The sequence below is a fragment of the Desulfolutivibrio sulfodismutans DSM 3696 genome (assembly GCF_013376455.1).
Lineage (GTDB): Bacteria > Desulfobacterota > Desulfovibrionia > Desulfovibrionales > Desulfovibrionaceae > Desulfolutivibrio > Desulfolutivibrio sulfodismutans.
Genome location: NZ_CP045504.1, coordinates 775302 through 792302, shown reverse-complemented (window position 1 = coordinate 792302; position 17001 = coordinate 775302). Strand labels below are relative to the sequence as shown.

9 protein-coding genes and 1 tRNA gene are annotated in these 17001 nt (G+C 63.4%); 6 read left to right on the top strand and 4 right to left on the bottom strand.

Features of this window, described 5'->3' with window-relative positions; genetic code table 11:
- Positions 1–14 precede the first annotated feature (14 nt).
- Both GD606_RS03740 and GD606_RS03735 read left to right on the top strand, forming a co-directional pair.
- A complete protein-coding gene (locus GD606_RS03740) occupies positions 15–1307 on the top strand; it encodes a glycosyltransferase family 9 protein (protein WP_163300596.1) in 1293 nt (430 codons plus the stop codon).
- Positions 1304–2578, top strand: a complete 1275-nt coding sequence (locus tag GD606_RS03735; RefSeq protein WP_163300595.1) for a CgeB family protein — start codon at positions 1304–1306, stop codon at positions 2576–2578. Before GD606_RS03740 ends, GD606_RS03735 begins: the two co-directional genes overlap by 4 nt.
- A gap of 110 nt (positions 2579–2688) precedes the next feature.
- Here the strand turns inward: GD606_RS03735 and GD606_RS03730 are convergent, their stop codons facing one another.
- Positions 2689–4260, bottom strand: a complete 1572-nt coding sequence (locus GD606_RS03730; protein ID WP_163300594.1) for a flagellar hook protein FlgE — start codon at positions 4258–4260, stop codon at positions 2689–2691.
- 254 nt (positions 4261–4514) lie between these two features.
- Positions 4515–5651, bottom strand: coding sequence for an HD domain-containing protein (locus tag GD606_RS03725; protein WP_163300593.1), 1137 nt, complete (start codon positions 5649–5651; stop codon positions 4515–4517).
- 80 nt (positions 5652–5731) lie between these two features.
- On the opposite strand from GD606_RS03725, the gene GD606_RS03720 reads away from it, so the two are divergent.
- The 4 genes from GD606_RS03720 (at position 5732) to GD606_RS03705 (ending at position 15079) form a co-directional block, all read left to right on the top strand.
- Entirely contained in the window at positions 5732–6664 is a 933-nt protein-coding gene (locus tag GD606_RS03720; protein WP_163300592.1) for a biotin--[acetyl-CoA-carboxylase] ligase, read from the top strand.
- A 62-nt stretch (positions 6665–6726) separates the two neighbouring features.
- Entirely contained in the window at positions 6727–10422 is a 3696-nt protein-coding gene (locus GD606_RS03715; RefSeq protein WP_163300591.1) for a pyruvate carboxylase, read from the top strand.
- A gap of 85 nt (positions 10423–10507) precedes the next feature.
- Positions 10508–14092: a PEP/pyruvate-binding domain-containing protein gene (locus GD606_RS03710; RefSeq protein WP_163300590.1), complete on the top strand. Its 3585-nt coding sequence runs from the start codon at positions 10508–10510 to the stop codon at positions 14090–14092.
- 726 nt (positions 14093–14818) lie between these two features.
- Positions 14819–15079 (top strand): hypothetical protein, encoded by a 261-nt coding sequence (locus tag GD606_RS03705; RefSeq protein WP_163300589.1) that lies wholly within the window; start codon positions 14819–14821, stop codon positions 15077–15079.
- A gap of 142 nt (positions 15080–15221) precedes the next feature.
- On the opposite strand, the gene GD606_RS03700 is transcribed toward GD606_RS03705, so the two are convergent.
- A tRNA-Arg gene (locus GD606_RS03700) sits at positions 15222–15298 on the bottom strand.
- A gap of 183 nt (positions 15299–15481) precedes the next feature.
- Positions 15482–16969 carry a GGDEF domain-containing protein gene (locus GD606_RS03695; RefSeq protein WP_163300588.1) on the bottom strand — a complete coding sequence of 496 codons (1488 nt, stop codon included), beginning with the start codon at positions 16967–16969 and terminating at the stop codon, positions 15482–15484.
- Positions 16970–17001: the final 32 nt, after the last annotated feature.

Sequence of the window (17001 nt, the reverse complement as noted above, 5' to 3'; positions counted from 1 at the left end):
CGAAGGCTTCCTTTATGAAACGAGTGCTCGTCGTCCAACTGGCCCGGCTGGGGGATCTGATCCAGACCAAGCGGCTGCTTCTGTCCGTGGCCCTGGCGGACGCCGATGGCGACGCGTGCGAGGTCCACCTGCTCACGGACGCCTCGCTTTCCTCCCTGGCCCGGTTGCTGTTCCCCGGCGTGGTCTGCCACGGCCTGAGCGCCCACGGCCCGGCCGTCCCCGGCGGGACGGACGATCCGGCCGCCCTGTCCCGCGTCTTCGCCAATCGCACGGTGTTTGCCGAGCTTTCCGGCCTGGACTTTGCGCGCGTGTACCTGCTCAACCATTCCGGCCTGGCCCGGGCCGTCTCCGCCCTTTTTCCCCCGGAAACCGTTCGCGGACATTTTCAGGCAAGCGGGCAGCCGCAAAAAGATCCCTGGCCCGCCCTGGCCTTCCGGTTTGCGGCCGCGCGCCGGGAGGCGGGCCTCAATCTGGCGGATTTCTGGGCCGCCTTTGCCCCGCGCCTGGTTTCGCCCGATTCGGTCAATCCTGTGGCCGCGCCCAAGGGCGGGGGGCTGGGCGTGGTCCTGGCCGGACGTGAGGCCAGGCGGTCCCTGCCGCCCGAGGTTCTGGCCCCGCTGGCGGCGGCGGCGGTCTCGCGCCATGCCGTGCGGCGCATCGCGCTTTTGGGAACGGCGGCCCAGGCCCCGGCGGCCCGTGCCTTTTGCCGCCAGTTGCACCCCTCCCTGGCCGACCATGTGGCCGACCTGACCGGCAAGACGGACATGGCCGGGCTGGTGCGGGAGATTGCCGGGCTTGACGCCCTGTTCACCCCGGACACCGGGGCCATGCACCTGGCCGCCCATCTGGGCACGCCGGTGACGGCCTTTTTCCTGTCATCGGCCTGGTGCCATGAGACCGGCCCCTACGGCGCGGGCCACACGGTCTGGCAGGCCGTGACCCCGTGCGCCCCTTGCCTGGAGTCGGCCCCCTGCGGGATGGGCATGGCCTGTCTGACGCCCTTTGCCGACCCGGCCATGGTCCGGCTGGCGGCCGGGTCGGGCAAGGCCGCACCGCCCGCAGGAATCGTGGGCTTTCGCACCGAAACCGACGCCCTGGGCGTGGTGTGCCGCCCCTTTGCCGGGGAGGATCCCACGGCCGAGGCCCGGGCGGCCTTTCGGGCCTTTGTGGCCGAACACCTGGGCGTCATGCCCGGCGGCAGCCCGGGCGGCCCGGCCCTTGGAGACCGGTTTTACCTGGAAACGGATTGGATGCTGGACCGCTTTTCCCGGCTTGGCGGCAAACCGCAGGAAATGGAAACGACATGAGTGACCGCGCCCTGACCCGTATTCTGGTGGTTTTGCCCATGTATGGGGGATCGCTCCCCGTGGGCCGCTATTGCGCCAAGGCCCTGGCCGGGCTTGGGCATCTGGTGGAGGTCTTCGAGGCCCCGGAGTTTTACGGGGCCTTTTCGGCCTTAAAAAACCTGCGGGTGACTGCCCAGCGTCTGGACTATCTGGAGCACGCCTTTTTGCAGACCATATCCCAGGCCCTCCTGGCCAAGGTCGAGACCTTCGAACCGGATCTGGTCCTGGCCATGGCCCAGGCCCCGGTGAATCGACAGGCCCTCAAGCGCCTGCGCCGCGACGGCGTGGCCACGGCCATGTGGTTCGTGGAGGACCATCAGGTCTTCACCTATTGGCAGGCCTTCGCCCCGTACTACGATTTTTTCGCCGTCATCCAGAAAGAGCCCTTGGTTTCCCGCCTGGCCCAGGCCGGGGTGGAGAACGTCCTGTATCTGCCCATGGCCGCCGACCCGGACATCCACCGCCCCGTGGACCTGACCCCGGCCGAACGCCGCCTGTACGGTTCGGACCTATCCTTTGTCGGCGCGGGCTATCCCAACCGGCGCATGGCCTTTCGAGAGCTTTTCGGGTTCGATCTGAAGATATGGGGCAGCGATTGGGACGGGGAGGTCATCCTGGCCCCGCGCCTTCAACTCGGCGGACGGCGGGTGAGCACGGAGGAATCGGTCAAGGTGTTCGGGGCCACGAAGGTCAACCTCAATCTGCATTCGAGCCTGGACCCCGCCGCCCTGGCGCCGCCTGGGGACTTCGTCAACCCCCGGACCTTCGAACTGGCCATGTGCGGGGCCTTTCAGTTGGTGAGCGGCCGGGAGCTTTTGCCTGAGGTGTTCGCCCCAGGCGAGGTGGCGGTGTTTACCGACATCAAGGGCCTCAAGGAGGCAGCTGCCCATTATCTGGCGCACCCCGGGGAACGCGCGGCCATGGCTGCCCGGGCCCGGGCCCGGGCCCTTAAGGACCATACCTATGCGGCGCGCATGCAGACGCTTCTGGATTTCGTGGCCGCCAGACGGCCCGGGTTCGGCAACGGCGTCCGGCGCGAGGCGGGCATGGCGGATCTGCCTGCCGGGCTTCGCGAGGAACTTTCGGGACTTTTGGGCGAACTAGGCCTGCCCGGGGACGCGGGATTTGCCGATGTGGTCACGGCGGTGCGTTCCCGGCAGGGGCGACTGACGGAACTAGAAACGGCTATCCTGTTTCTAGACGAATGGCGCAAGCAATACGGCGGCCGCTAGAAAAAAATCTCCATTCTCCGGAACTGCGCCCTGTGGCCGAATATCGCGAGGAGACGTGTTTCAATAAACGTATCTCGAGATACCCGGGCGCGGAGTTCAGGCGCGCGGCATCAATGCTTGATCTCCAGGGCCTTCTTCATCATTTCGTCCGCCGTGGTGACCACCTTGGTATTGGACTGCAAGGCCCGCTGCCCGGTGATGAGCATGACCATTTCCGTGGCCATGTCCACATTGGAGGATTCCAGGGTGCTCCCTGCGATCTCGTCGAAGATGCCCGTTCCGGCAACGCCCTCGATCTTGTTCCCGGCTTCCGTTGTCGAGGAAAACAGGTTGTTGCCCTCCCGCCGAAGGCCGTCGGGATTGACGAAATCCGCCAGGGCCACGACGTAGAGTCCGACTTCCTCACCGTTGCTGAAATTTCCAATCACAACGCCTTCCGCATCCACCGAGACGTCGAGCAGATAGCCTTCGGCATACCCGTTCTGGCTGGTCGTCTGGGTGTAGGAGGTGGTGGCGTAGTTGGTCGTGGCGTTGTAGGCCAGGGTGACGTCGGAGGTGTTGAACCCCAGGGTGTTGCTCGTAGCTGTGCCCACGTCTGCCGCTGTCGCGGGCATGGAGGAGCCCCATCCGTTTGCGGAGCTGATGCCCAGGTTCGTGGACATGGTGACGGGTTCCAGGGCGCCGCCTCCCGAAGCGCTCAGGAATGTGGCCGAGAATTCCGGCAGCCCTCCGGCCGTGAGATCCGCGGCAACCCAACTGTTGAGGGATGAGGCGTTGGATGCCTCATCCGACAGGGTGAAGGCGGTCATGTTGTCCATGGTGCCGTCGTCGTTGAAGGTCAGGGTGCCGATCATGAGCACCCCGGCCTTGGACGTCCCGGCGGTTATGGCCCGGCCATCCTCCTCGGGGTCCATGGATACCATGTATTCCCAGTATTCCTTGCCGTCTTCCCCCAGAGCCTTACTGTAGGAGACGGTCAGCTCGTGTTGCTGGCCTTCGGAGTCGTAGACGGTAAGGCTGGTCTGGTAGGAGGCGTTGGAGACCAGGGAGGCGTCAGGATCCGTGCTATCGTAGTTGTAGCTTTCAAACATGGTGAAAAACGGATTGTCGGGGTCGTTGACCCGGCTTTCCGTGGTGGAATCGAGGTTGGAGATGACGGAGATGCTGGAGGTGGCCCTGCCGTCGATGCGCAACTGGTTGAGCAGGATATCCGTCACGCCGCCCGTGGTGGGCGTTGAGGACAACGTGGCGCCGCTGGCCTCGGCGGCGGCCACCGCGTCCTGGTCCACGGCCCAGCCTTGCACCCGGAAGCCGTTGGTGTCCACGAGATAGCCGCTGCTGTCGAATTGAAAGGCCCCGGCCCGGGTATAATACAGATTTCCCGATCCGGAGTCGCGGACCTGGAAAAATCCCCGGTCGCCCTGGATGGCCATGTTCGTGCTGGTGGTGGTGGCCTCCATTCCTCCGACCTGATAGCTGTTGAGGATGTTGGAGAGTTGCACGCCCAGGCCCACCTGGGAATTTCCCGATGAGGATGTGGCTGTCTGGCTCATGAGATCCTCAAAAAGGGCATAGGATCTCCGGTAGCCGATGGTATTGACGTTGGCCAGATTGTTGCTGGTCACGCTGATGCTTCGACTGTAGGTCGTAAGCCCCGTCACGCCTGTCCACAATGCTCCCATACGCCACCTTCCCTGTTCTTCCGGCGGCAAAACTTGCCGCCATGTCCAGCCCGGCTAACCGGCCGTTTCGTCGGTATCCCAAGGCCTGCGTCGTCCATCTCCGGAGATGGATCGCCACTGCCAGGCGGCATTCCCGCAGGACATGACGCCTGGTCCCCCTGCGACCCCCGGCGCGGCATGGATGTGTCCGGGCCATGGGGGGAGGAAGACTTTGCCTCTTGCCGACAGGAAGATGCAGGGATCGGGCCGAGGGATCAGGGCGGGGCGGGGAGGTCGGCCAGGGCCAGACAGCGCAGCAGGCGCAACCGTTCACCCGATGCCGCGCCAAGGTTTTGCAGGGACTCGGGCAGATGCACGGCCAGCATGGCGTCGAGGTCGCGCCGGGCGGCCTGGAGGCGGAGTGGGGCATCGTCTTGATGGTCGGCTGCGGCCAGGGAAAACATCGCGTCGAAAAGGCCTTCCCGCCACAGGCGATCCAGGAGGTCCACCCGGGGGCCGGGACGCATGGCCATATAGCGTCCGGCCTTCATGTGCAGGCGGCAGGCCAGCGCGCCCGCCCGGAGGAACTTTCCGGGAAGCCGCAGCCGGGCGCCGAGTTCCAGGGCCATGTCCTCTCCCCGGGCGTCGTGCCCAAGGTGGCGGGGCCAGGTTTGTCGCGGCGTGGTGGTTTTGCCCAGGTCGTGGCACAGGGCCATCCACACGGCCAGGGGATTGCCCGCCAGCCGGTCCATGACCTGGATGACGTGTCCGAGCACGCTTTTGTCGTGCCAGGGCAGGGGGCCGGCGGGAATCTCGTCCGCCTGGCACAACTCGCGAAACCAGGGATCGAGGCTTTTTGCTGTGTTGAGCAGGGCCAGGAACCGTCCCGGCCGGGGGGCGGCCAGGGCCTTTTGGACCTCGCCCCCCACCCGCTCCGGGGAAAGTTCGGAAAATGCCCGCAACCGGGCCGTTTCGGCCATGTCGGCCACAAGCCCGGGATGGGGCGAAAAGTCCGGCAATTGGGCGGCGAAGCGGGCCGCGCGAAAGACCCGGGCCGGATCGTCGGCCAGGGATGCGGGCGAGCAGGGCCGCAGGATGCGGTGTCCCAGATCCGGGAAGGCCAGGGGATGGGCGGTCACCTGGCCGGCCACGCCGGGAGAGACCCCCAGGGCCAGGGCGTTTATGGTCAGATCCCGGGCGGCCAGGTCGCTTGCAAGGCTCCCGCCGCGCGGCCAGGCGTACTGGCTGCCTCCCAGCAAAAAAACGGGAAAGGATTTGCCCACTTGCCGGGCCGTGGGGTGGCGGCGTACAAACTCGTCCGGCTCGGCCCCAAGGACCAGATAGTCCCTGTCCGTCACCGCGCGGCCAAGGATCAGGTCGCGCACCGCGCCGCCGACGAGATGGATGTCCATGTGGCCGCCTCCATCCTCTTTCTGAACCAGGATGGTCCCGAGGTCCAGCCCACGGCCCGGGCGAGGAGGGTTTTTCCACGGTGAGAATCCGGATTTTGAGCCATGACCCGTTCGGCCAGGCCGATGATCTGACCCCCGAGATCCTGGCCGCGTGCCATCCGGCCTGGGCGGAAGGCATGGAGATGATGCGCGGCGGAGGCGGCTTTGTCGAGGAGGCGGGGGCTTCGGGCATACGCTTTCTGGCGTCGGCCGGGATGTCCGGGACTGGCCGGGACGGGCCGCAGCTTACGGTGTGCGGCCCGTGCGGATCGGCCCTGGACGTGGCCTGGAACCTGATCCGGGCCGGGGACATGGCCCCCTGGGACGTTGTCCTGGCCGTCTCCCAACGCGGGGGGCGGGGGCAGATGCGCCGGGTGTGGGATTCGCCGCCGGGAAACGTCTACGCCGCGATAGCCTGGCCTGGGGGCGTCCCGGGGCCGGAGAGTTTTCTGCCGGTGTTCGTCGGTTTTTTATTGGCGAAATTCCTGTCGGGCAAGGGCGTCGCCGCCAGCTTCAAATGGCCCAACGACCTTTTGGCCGGAGAAAAAAAAGTGGGCGGGACGCTTCTTGAGGAGCGCGGCGGACGGGTGCTGGCCGGGGTGGGCATCAATCTTTCAAGCGCCCCGGGCAAAGAAAATCTGCGCCCGGACCATGCCTTCCCGGCGGGTTCCCTGGCAGAATCAGGGTGTTTTCCCGGGCCGGTCCCCTTTACCGTCGACCTTGTGAAGTTCCTGCAAACCTGCTATCACGATTGCGTTACAGCGACATGTTCTTTCCCGCCTGTGGCACGGATTGAGCGCAGACTGGCCTTTCTCGGCCGGGAGGTGCTTGTCCGCGAAGGCGGATCGGACGTCTACATGGCGCGTGTCCTAGGACTGGCCGAGGACGGGGGGCTTCGGCTGATGCGCCGGGTGGACGGAACAAACCGCGAATGCGTGATCCATTCCGGCGGTATTGCCCCTCCTTTGACCTGATTTCCCGCTGGGCGACCATTTAGACTGTGCGACGCGCGCTCGAAAAACGCGTGGGGAGCGGCATGGCAATCAAGACGTTCGACGAAGTGCTGTCCGAGGTCGAAGGCAAGAAGATTTTAGTTGTAAACCGGGGAATTTCGGCCAGGCGCGTACTCCGATCCATACGCGAACGCCTGCGCGCCGTCCCTGTGTTGACCGTCACCGATGTGGACCTGACCTCGCCAGCCGTGGCCGGGGCTCACGAACTGCTTCTTCTCGGGGCCAATCCCCGGGCCTATCTAGATCTGGACACCATCATCAAGATGGCCAAGGCCAAGGATGTGGTGGCCATCCATCCCGGATGGGGATTCGCCTCCGAGGATGCCTCCTTTCCACAACGGTGCCAGGAGGCCGGCATCATTTTCATCGGCTCCACCTCCGACGCCATGCTCAAGCTCGGCAACAAGGTCGAGGTGCGCAAGCTGGCCATGAAGCTGGACGTTCCCGTGGTGCCCGGTTCCGAGGGCGCGGTGAGCATTCCCGAGGCCCGCGAGGTAGCCAAAAAGATCGGCTTCCCCATCATGCTCAAGGCCGAGGGCGGCGGCGGCGGCCGGGGCATCTACGAAATCCACGATCCCAAGCAGCTTGAGGCGGCCTTTAGCAAGGCCTCGGCCATGGCCCAGGCCTCCTTTGGCAATCCCCGGCTGTTTGTGGAAAAGCTTCTGACCTCCGTGCGCCACATCGAGATCCAGGTGGCGGCGGACATGCATGGCAATGTCTTCGCCTTTGACGAACGCGATTGCTCCGTGCAGCGCAACCACCAAAAGCTGGTGGAGATCACCCCGTCGCCGTGGCCGGGGATGACCGCCGAACTGCGCGAACGCCTCAAGGAATATTCCGTGCGCCTGGTGCGGGCCTCGGGCTACCACTCCCTGGCCACGGTGGAGTTTCTGGTGGACGCCGCGGGAACGCCGTATCTCATTGAGGTCAACACCCGCCTGCAGGTCGAGCACGGCATCACTGAATGCCGCTACGGCGTGGACCTGGTGGAAGAGCAGATCAACATCGCCTTCGGGGGCAAGCTGCGGTTCAACAAGCGCGACACCAGGCCCTTTTTGCACGCCATGCAGGGCCGCATCAATTGCGAGGATCCCCGCAATGACTTCGCGCCGAATTCCGGTTTCGTGACCCGCTACGTTTCGCCCGGGGGGCAGGGCATCCGCCTGGATTCCTGCCTGTCGGCCGGATACGAGTTCCCTTCGCAGTACGATTCGGCCGGGGCGCTGCTCATTTCCTACGGCAAGGACTGGGACAAGGTCTGCGCCGTGATGATGCGGGCCTTGCGCGAATACATCATCGGCGGGCTCAAGACGACCATTCCGTATCACCGCCAGATCCTGCGCCATCCGCGTTTTCTGGCCGGGGACTTCGACACCACGTTCGTGGCCAATTCCCCGGAGTTGCTCGAATACCAGGACGAGGAGCCCGAGGCCATGCGCCTGGCCTGGCTGGCCTGCGAAATCTCCGCCCTGGGCTCGAACCCCCACGTCCTTTTGGGCAAATACCGCTCGCGCGGGGATTTCCGGCTGGGCCGCTTCCATCCGGCCATGCCCACCATTGATTTCAAAAAGCACATCCCGGTCTATCCGCGCGGCGACCGCACGGCGCTTTTGGACTGCCTGCGCGACTCGGGCCGGGTCCATTTCGTGGACACCACCACGCGCGACATCACCCAGTCCAACAGCGGCAACCGCTTCCGGCAGGCCGAGGACGAGCTCATCGGCCCCTACCTGGACAACTGCGGCTTTTTCGCCCTGGAAAATGGCGGCGGCGCGCACTTCCATGTGGCCATGATGGCCAACATGACCTATCCGTTTTCCGAGGCGGCGGCCTGGAACCGTTTTGCGCCAAAGACCCTCAAGCAGATTCTCATTCGCTCCACCAACGTCCTGGGTTACAAACCCCAGCCCAAAAACCTTATGCGCCTAACCGGCGAGATGATCTGCGAGCATTACGACATCATCCGCTGTTTCGACTTTCTCAACCATATTGAGAACATGTTGCCGTTCGCCCAGGTGGCCCTGGCCTCCGAGGCCAACATCTTCGAACCGGCCATCTCCCTGTCCTTCGCCAAGGGCTTCGACACCGCCCACTATATGGATGTGTTGGAGGAGATCCTGGCCATGACCGCCCAGGTGGCCGGGGTCAGCAAGCGCAAGGCCTCGCGCCGGATCATCCTGGCCCTCAAGGACATGGCCGGCATGTGCCCCCCCCGGTTCATCCGCGAGTTGGTCACGGCCATCCGCACAAAATATCCGGATCTGGTCATCGACTACCACCGCCACTACACGGACGGGCTGTTCGTCCCGGCCGTGGGCGAGGCGGCCAAGGCCGGGGCGCACATCGTGGATACGGCCATCGGAGCCAGCGTGCGCTGGTACGGCCAGGGCGAGATCCTGTCCACAGCGGCCTACATCGAACAGGATCTGGGAGTTCCGGTCTGCTTAAGCGAGGACAACCGGGAGATGATCCGCACCTGCAACTTCGTGCTCAAGCAGATCATGCCCTATTACGACCGTTACACCGCGCCGTACTTCCAGGGCATCGACTACGACGTGGTGGAGCACGGCATGCCCGGCGGGGCCACCTCGTCCTCCCAGGAAGGGGCGCTCAAGCAGGGCTACATCCACCTTTTGCCCTACATGCTCAAGTTCCTGGCTGGAACCCGCAAGATCGTGCGCTACCACGACGTCACCCCGGGTTCGCAGATCACCTGGAACACGGCCTTTCTGGCCGTGACCGGGGCCTATAAGGCCGGGGGCGAGCGGGCCGTGCGGGACATGCTGGAGGTTCTCAAAACCGTCACCGAGACCCCGGAGAAGTCCCTGACCCCGGCCGTAAAGGAAGACCGCTTGCAACTGTATTCCAACTGCAACGACGCCTTCCGCGACCTGCTTTTGGGCAAATACGGCCGTCTGCCCCTGGGATTCCCGGCCGACTGGGTCTACGAAAGCGCCTTTGGTCCGGAATACCCCCAGGCCATCGCCAGGCGCACCGAAATCTCGCCCCTCCTGTCTTTGGGCGACACGGACCTCGCTGCGGAGTTCAAGGCCCTGCATCTGCACCTCGACCGCATCCCCACGGACGAGGAGTTCGTCATGTACCTGAACCATCCGGCCGACGCCCTGAAGACCATCGCGTTTAAGGCCAAATACGGCGATCCCAACCGCCTGCCCCTGGACGTGTGGTTCGAGGGGCTGGAGCCCGGCCAGGAGCTCATGTTCGAGGACAGCCTGGGCAAGCCCCACCATATGGCCATCCTGGACATCTCCCAGCCCGACGTGCGCGGCGCTTCCATCGTGCGCTACGTGCTCGACTCGGAGATTTTAAGCCATCAGGTCCAGGTGGCCGAGGCCAGGGGGCGTGTGGACTCGGCTGTGGCCATGGCCGACGGCAAGAACCCCTACCATGTGGCCGCCCCGTGCAACGGCGACCTGTGGGTCATGCACGTCAGCCCCAACGACTACGTCAAGGCTGGCGAGGAACTCTTCAACATCTCGGTCATGAAGCAGGAAAAGGCGGTGCTGGCCCCGGTGGACGGCATGATCAAGCGGGTGCTCAAGACCGCCGATTTCGCCGAGGACAAAAAGATGGTCCCGGTCAAGGAAGGGGAGCTTCTGGTGGAGCTTGGGCCGGTGCTGCGCGTCTGCCCCACCTGCAAGGAGCCCGTGGCCGATGAGAGCCACAAGTTCTGCCCGGTTTGTGGACAAAAAGTCTGATTCGGACATATACGTCCGGTCTCGCAACCCCGGCGGCGCGGCGGCGATGCCCCGGGGACGCCAGGAACTTCTGAAGGAGGAGAGCATGGCCAAAGCGCAAGCAGCCAAACAGCCGAAGAAAAAGCCCGGGAAAGCCCCGGCGGCTTCGAAACCGGCCGAGCTGCCCACCACCCTTATCCTTACCGGCGCCGACATCGTGGGCATCGGTGAGGAAGCTGAAATGCTTGTCGGCGGAAAGAATTACAACACCGCTCTCATAAGCCAGGTAGAAGGCATCCGCGCCCCCCAGTTCCGGGCTGTCTCCTCCATTGCCTTCCACAAGGTGCTCGACGAAACCAGGGTCAACGCCTCCCTGGTCCGGAGCACCGTGGACCATGAATACGCCCGCATCGCCTGGGACGCCGATGAGATCAACAGCGATCCGGAGTTCCTGAAAAAATTCGTGCGCTCCCTGGCCGACGAGATCCAGGCTTCGGCACGCCGCGCCGAAGGGACGCTCATCCCCCTGCGCACCTTCGTCAACAATGTGGTGGAAGGTTTCGCCACCTCCCCCGAGGGCATCGACCAGTTGCGCAAGCGGTCGGTCCTGGTGCAGGCGGCCATTTTGTCCGTGGACATGCCCGCCGAGGTACGCGCGGCCGTGTCCGACGGCTATAACGACATCTGCAAGGAAGCGGGCCTGGAAGACGTCCCGGTGGCCGTGCGGTCCTCGGCCGCAGGCGAGGACAGCCGCAAAAAGGCCTTCGCCGGGCTTCAGGACACCTACTTAAACATCGTGGGCGCGCAAAACGTGGTCGACGCCTACCAGTGGGACTGCGCCTCGGCCTACAATCTGCGCTCCATGACCTACCGCCGCGAGGCCATCCTCGACGCCGTGTCCCTGGCCGAACAGACCGGCGATCCGTCCATCGCCGAGAAGGCCAAGAAAGAGTGGGCTATCGAGAACACCTCCCTGTCCGTCTGCCTCATGCGCATGATCAACCCCGTCATCTCCGGCACGGCCTTTTCCGCGGACACGGCCACGGGCTGCCGGGGCACGTCGCGCCGGGATCTGGTGTCCATCGACGCCAGCTACGGCCTGGGCGAGGCCGTGGTGGGCGGCATGGTCACCCCGGACAAGATGTACGTGTTTCAGCGCGACGACGCCTCGGAAGTCGTGGTCCGCTACATGGGCTACAAGGACAAAAAGATCGTCTACGAGGAAGGCGGCGGCACCAAGATTGTCAAGGTTCCGGACGTGGAGGCCTACCGCTGGGCCCTGTCCCTGGCCCAGGCCGAGGAGGTCGCCCGGGGGGTGCGCAACATCAGCCGGGCCTACGAAGGCATCATCATGGACACGGAGTTCTGCATCGACCAGTCCGACCGGCTGTGGTTCGTGCAGGCCCGTCCCGAGACCCGCTGGAACGAAGAATTCGAGCTGCATCCGCAAACCATCTTCATGCGCCGCATGGAGGTGAAGAAAAAGGCCCTGGCCGGGGCCGAGGTCATCCTCGAAGGCAACGGGGCCTCGCGCGGGGCCGGGCAGGGCACGGTGCGTTTCCTGCGTTCGGCGCTTGAGCTCAACAAGGTGGCCAAGGGCGACATCCTGGCCGCCGAGCGCACGGACCCGGACATGGTGCCGGGCATGCGCATCGCCTCGGCCATCCTGGCCGACGTGGGCGGCGACACCAGCCACGCGGCCATCACCTCCCGGGAGCTCGGCATCCCGGCGGTCATCGGCATCCAGCGCCCCGAGACCCTGCGCGCCCTGGACGGCCAGGAAGTGACCGTGGACGGCTCGCGCGGGCTGGTCTACCGGGGGATCATCCCCCTGGTGGAGGTGGGCGGCGAGATGGACCTCTCCAAGCTGCCCGACACCAAGACCAAGGTCGGCCTGATTCTGGCCGACGTGGGCCAGGCCCTTTTCCTGTCCCGGTTGCGCGACGTTTCCGATTTCGAGGTCGGGCTGTTGCGGGCGGAGTTCATGCTGGGCAACATCGGCGTGCATCCCTCGGCGCTGGAGGCCTACGACAACGGCACGTTGCCCCATCTGGTCGACCACAAGCTCAAGGAACTGGACGCCAGGCTCAGCAAGATCGTGCGTGAGCAGTTGGCGGGCGGCTACATCTCCGTGGACGTCAACCTGCGCAAGTACGTGGGCCTTGTGACCGGACTCTCCGGCGAACTCGACCGTCTGGCCGAGGAGCAGGCCGGTCCCAAGGGCGCGGACGCGGTGTTGGCCATCCACCGCAAGATTCGCGAGCTGGACAAAAAGCTCGACGAGCATCTGGAGCTGGCCGCGCGCCGTCTGGACGTGATCAAGACCTCCCGCGACCTGGAGACCCATGTGGCCGTGATCCTGGGCTACTGGGACGAGCTTCAGGAGAAATCCAACGACCCCGACGCGGTCAAGCGCCGCTATGAGGTCAAGCACCTCGTTTCCCAGCGCGTGGAGGCGGTGAAAGACGAGCCGCTCATCGTGGAGACCCTGGAGCGCATCCACGCCGTGCGCCGCGAGGTGGCCCGGCAGGTGGGCATCAATTCCGAGATCGAGGATCTGGCGGCCCTGCCGGACAAGATCAAGCGGCAGCTTTTTTCGCGCGGCTTCCGTTCCGGCAAGGAGCTCTACGTCCAGACCCTGTCCCAGGGCCTGGGGCTTTTCGCCATGGCCTTCCACGGCAAGGACATCATCTACCGCACCACGGATTTCAAATCGAACGAATACCGCAACCTCCTGGGCGGCATGCTGTTTGAGGGCTTCGAGGACAACCCCATGCTCGGCTACCGGGGCGTCTCCCGCAACATCCACGACTGGGAGATCGAGTCCTTCAAGCTGGCCCGGGGCATCTTCGGGGGCAAGAACCTCCAGATCATGCTGCCGTTCGTGCGCACCATGGAAGAGGCCCGCAGCATGAAGCGCTACCTGGAGCGGGTGCATAAGCTCGTTTCCGGCCGCGACGGCTTGAAGATCATGCTCATGTCCGAGATACCGAGCAACGCCATCCTGGCCAAGCAGTACATCCAGGAGTTCGACGGCTTCTCCATCGGCTCCAACGACATGACCCAGATGGTCCTGGCCACGGATCGCGACAACCCCTCCCTGCGCCACATCTACGACGAGGAAGACCCGGCCGTGGTTTGGGCGCTTCTGGTGACCATCTTCACCGGCCAGAAGTACGGCAAGAAGGTGGGGTTCTGCGGCCAGGGCGTGTCCAACAGCGTGATCCTGCGGGGGCTGGTGGCCATCGCGGGCATCGTGTCCGCCTCGGTCGTGCCCGACACCTATTATCAGACCAAGCTGGACATGGCCTCTGTCGAGGCCGAACATCTACCTGTCTCCAAGCTCGGCGACTGGCTGAGCATCCAGCATGTCAACCGCCTGCGCCAGCTTCTGGCCGAGCACAAGTACGACCACATCCTCAAGAAATACAAGACCGGGCACGACCTCAGGGACTGGTACGAGGGGGAGATGTCGCGATTCGCCGAACAGTTGCGCGACAACCTGGACACCCAGAAGGCCGGGTTCTACCGCCAGGAGATGGAGAGCTTCCGCAGGCTTTTCCACAAGCCGGTGATCTATTCCGACTGGGACTGGGAGAGCACGGTGTTCGACGCCCTGCGCCAGGCCGGGTTCTCGTCCTACGAGGAGCAGGAAAAGGCCCTGGAGGCCCAGCGCAAGAAGAAATGGTAGGGCGCGGCCCTGCCTCTGACGACCGGGGCGGCCTGCGGGCCGCCCCCTAGGATATATGAGAAATCCCCGCTTCGGCGGGGATTTTTCGTTTGGTGCGCATTGCGGCTTGATTTTTTGCGCCAGTGGAATAGTCACTGAATCGGAAGCCAGAACCGGGAGGGCCGTTAGTGTACGAGGGAGCGATAAGAAATATTCACTTGATGGAAGTCCTCACCGCTCGTTATCTTGGCGGATATTGGCTGCGTATGGCAGCGGAGAATTTCTCGGATCGTTCAGGAATACCGCAGGGAACCACACATCGAAGATGGGAGCCGCATTCTGCACGGGCGCGCGAGGCCCTTGCCATACCGGGGTGAGATGCCAAGCCAGGACTACGCCGTCCACATTCCGGCCACGGTGGACGTACGAAGCATCCGCAAACAGCTTCAGATGACGCAGATGGATTTTGCTCGGACGTTTGGCTTCAAGCTGGCCACACTTCGGCATTGGGAACAACAGACGCGAACGCCGGAAGGACCAGCCCGGGCCTATCTGCTGGTCATCGACCGTGAACCTGATGTGGTGCGTCGTGTGTTGCGGGGGCCGGGGAGGGTTGCCAATAAGGTGGCGCGTCGCTGCAGCGAGTCGAGTGATCACTGTTGACTTACAGTCAACAGGATGTCTTTCTAGGATATTGAGTACGGATTTGAATATGTTTTACGAATTAATAAATTCGAAGGGGGATTTATGAGAAGGATTAATGTTCTCTGGGCAGAGGATGACGACTCTGAAGAAACAAGAGAGATATATAAAGAATCGTTATATGAAAATTTAGGTGTCATTGTAGAAAGAGAAACAGAAATATTAGAAATATCATTAGTTCATGATATTGAATATAGAGAAGACAAAGTGTCGTTAGTTAAGGTTAGCAATGTCGGGATTACATTGCCAAACATTTTTATACCTCTTTCAAATATCGCATGTATTAAGATTGTTGAGAATGAGTAATAGTGTGCGGAGGAAATATTCATCCGGAAATGCTTCTACCTGCAGAGCAGTGATCAGACGTTTCCGTTTTATACTCCTCCGTAAGAAATACCCAAACCAAAACAAAGGGGCCTGGAATCGCTTCCAAGCCCCTGATTTTTTATGGTGGGCAGTACAGGATTCGAACCTGTGGCCTTTGGCTCCGGAGGCCAACGCTCTATCCAACTGAGCTAACTGCCCGAAACAGAGATTATTAGTTCAGGGCAGGGGAATTGTCAAGGCAAATCCCGGCCGGATCAATCGGGCCTGACCATCCCGCCGTGTGCCGCATCGGGGCCGGGCAACGTCCGTGTTTCGGATGCAACACGCCGACATGGCGCTTTTTCCCGGAACAAGGATGGCGCATGGCCCACAGGCCGCCCCCTAGGAGGCCTGGGCCGCAGCCTTGGGCTCGTCATGTCCGCCGGACACGCAGACCATGTTCCGGCCGCTGGACTTGGCCTGGTACAAGGCCTGGTCCGCCTGCCGCAACAGATCCATGCGCTTGTTGAGTGCCCCGGGCTTGAGCGTGGCCACCCCGATGGAGGCGGTCACCTGGAATTCCCGGCCTTCGAAGGCGAACTGCACCGTGGCGATGGCCCGGCGCAGGCGCTCGGCCAGTATCCAGGCCTGATCCTCGGAGGTCTGGGGCAGGATGACCACAAATTCCTCGCCGCCGTACCGAGCCCCGAAATCCGTGCTGCGCAGGGCGTCTTGCAGCACGCGGCCGATCTCGCGCAACACCAGGTCGCCGGCCTGGTGGCTGTGCTGGTCGTTGATCTGCTTGAAATGGTCCAGGTCGAGCATCAAAAGGCTCAGGTGGCTGCTGTACCGCTGGTGGCGCTTGAGCTCCTCCACCAGGCGTTCGTCAAAGGCCCGGCGGTTGTGGATGCGGGTCAGGCCGTCATGGTCGGCCTTGGTCTTGACCTCGCTGAAAAGGGCGGCGTTGCGCAACGCCAGCGACAAATGATTGACGGCGGCATACAGGGCCTGGACCTCGTCCTTGCCCATGGGGTGTCCGGCGCCCCGGGAGATGGCCAGGCATCCGAAGACATGCCCGGCGGTTTTGAGCGGCAGAAGCAGCACGCCGTTGGCGTTTAAGGTGTAGTCGGGGGTATCGGTCCGGGATTCCCCGGCCCCGAGATAGGCCACCTGGTATCCGGCCACGGGGCGCTGGGTCAGGCGGTGGACGTTTTCCAGAAGATATCCGGTCCAGGCCTCTTCGGCTTCGGCATCCATGTCCGGTTCCAGGAAAAATTCGGACTCGATCACGCCGTTGTCGTCGGCCTGCCAGAAGGCGGACATGAGCGCCTTGATGGGCAGCAAAAGGCCCAGATCGTCCCTGGCCTGGGTCAGGATCACCGTAGGGTCGAGGGATTCCGAGGCCCGGGTGAGGATCTGGTTCAGGAAGAGGATGAGGTCGGTCTTGCGGGCCAGAAGCTCCCGTTCCAACATGATTTCCCGGGTCATGCGGAAGATGTCGTCATAGAGGCTTTTGACCTCCTTGGCCCGGAAGATCACGTCGCGGATCTTTTTGGTGGTCAAGGGCAGGGACACGGCGGACAAAAAGCCGTTTTCCACCACGTCTTCAAAGTCCGACACGGACTTCCCGTCCTCGACGAGCAGCACACGCTGGGGAAGATCCCATTCCCGAAGCCTGCGGCGTACGTCGTCGGGCATGTCCGTCCACGCCTTGCGGGTGATCCAGATCACCAGCGGATTGCATCGGGCGATGTCCCGTTCCTTGGGCAAGGTCTCGTCGGACCAGTTGCGCAGATGATATCCCGGTCCCAGGGCGGCAAGGATTTCCCCCTCGACCTGTTCGGATAAACCTATACCCCAGACCAGTTCCGGCCTGCTTCCGCGCTTCATGACATACCTCCGTACTGGAGCTCTCGCGATTT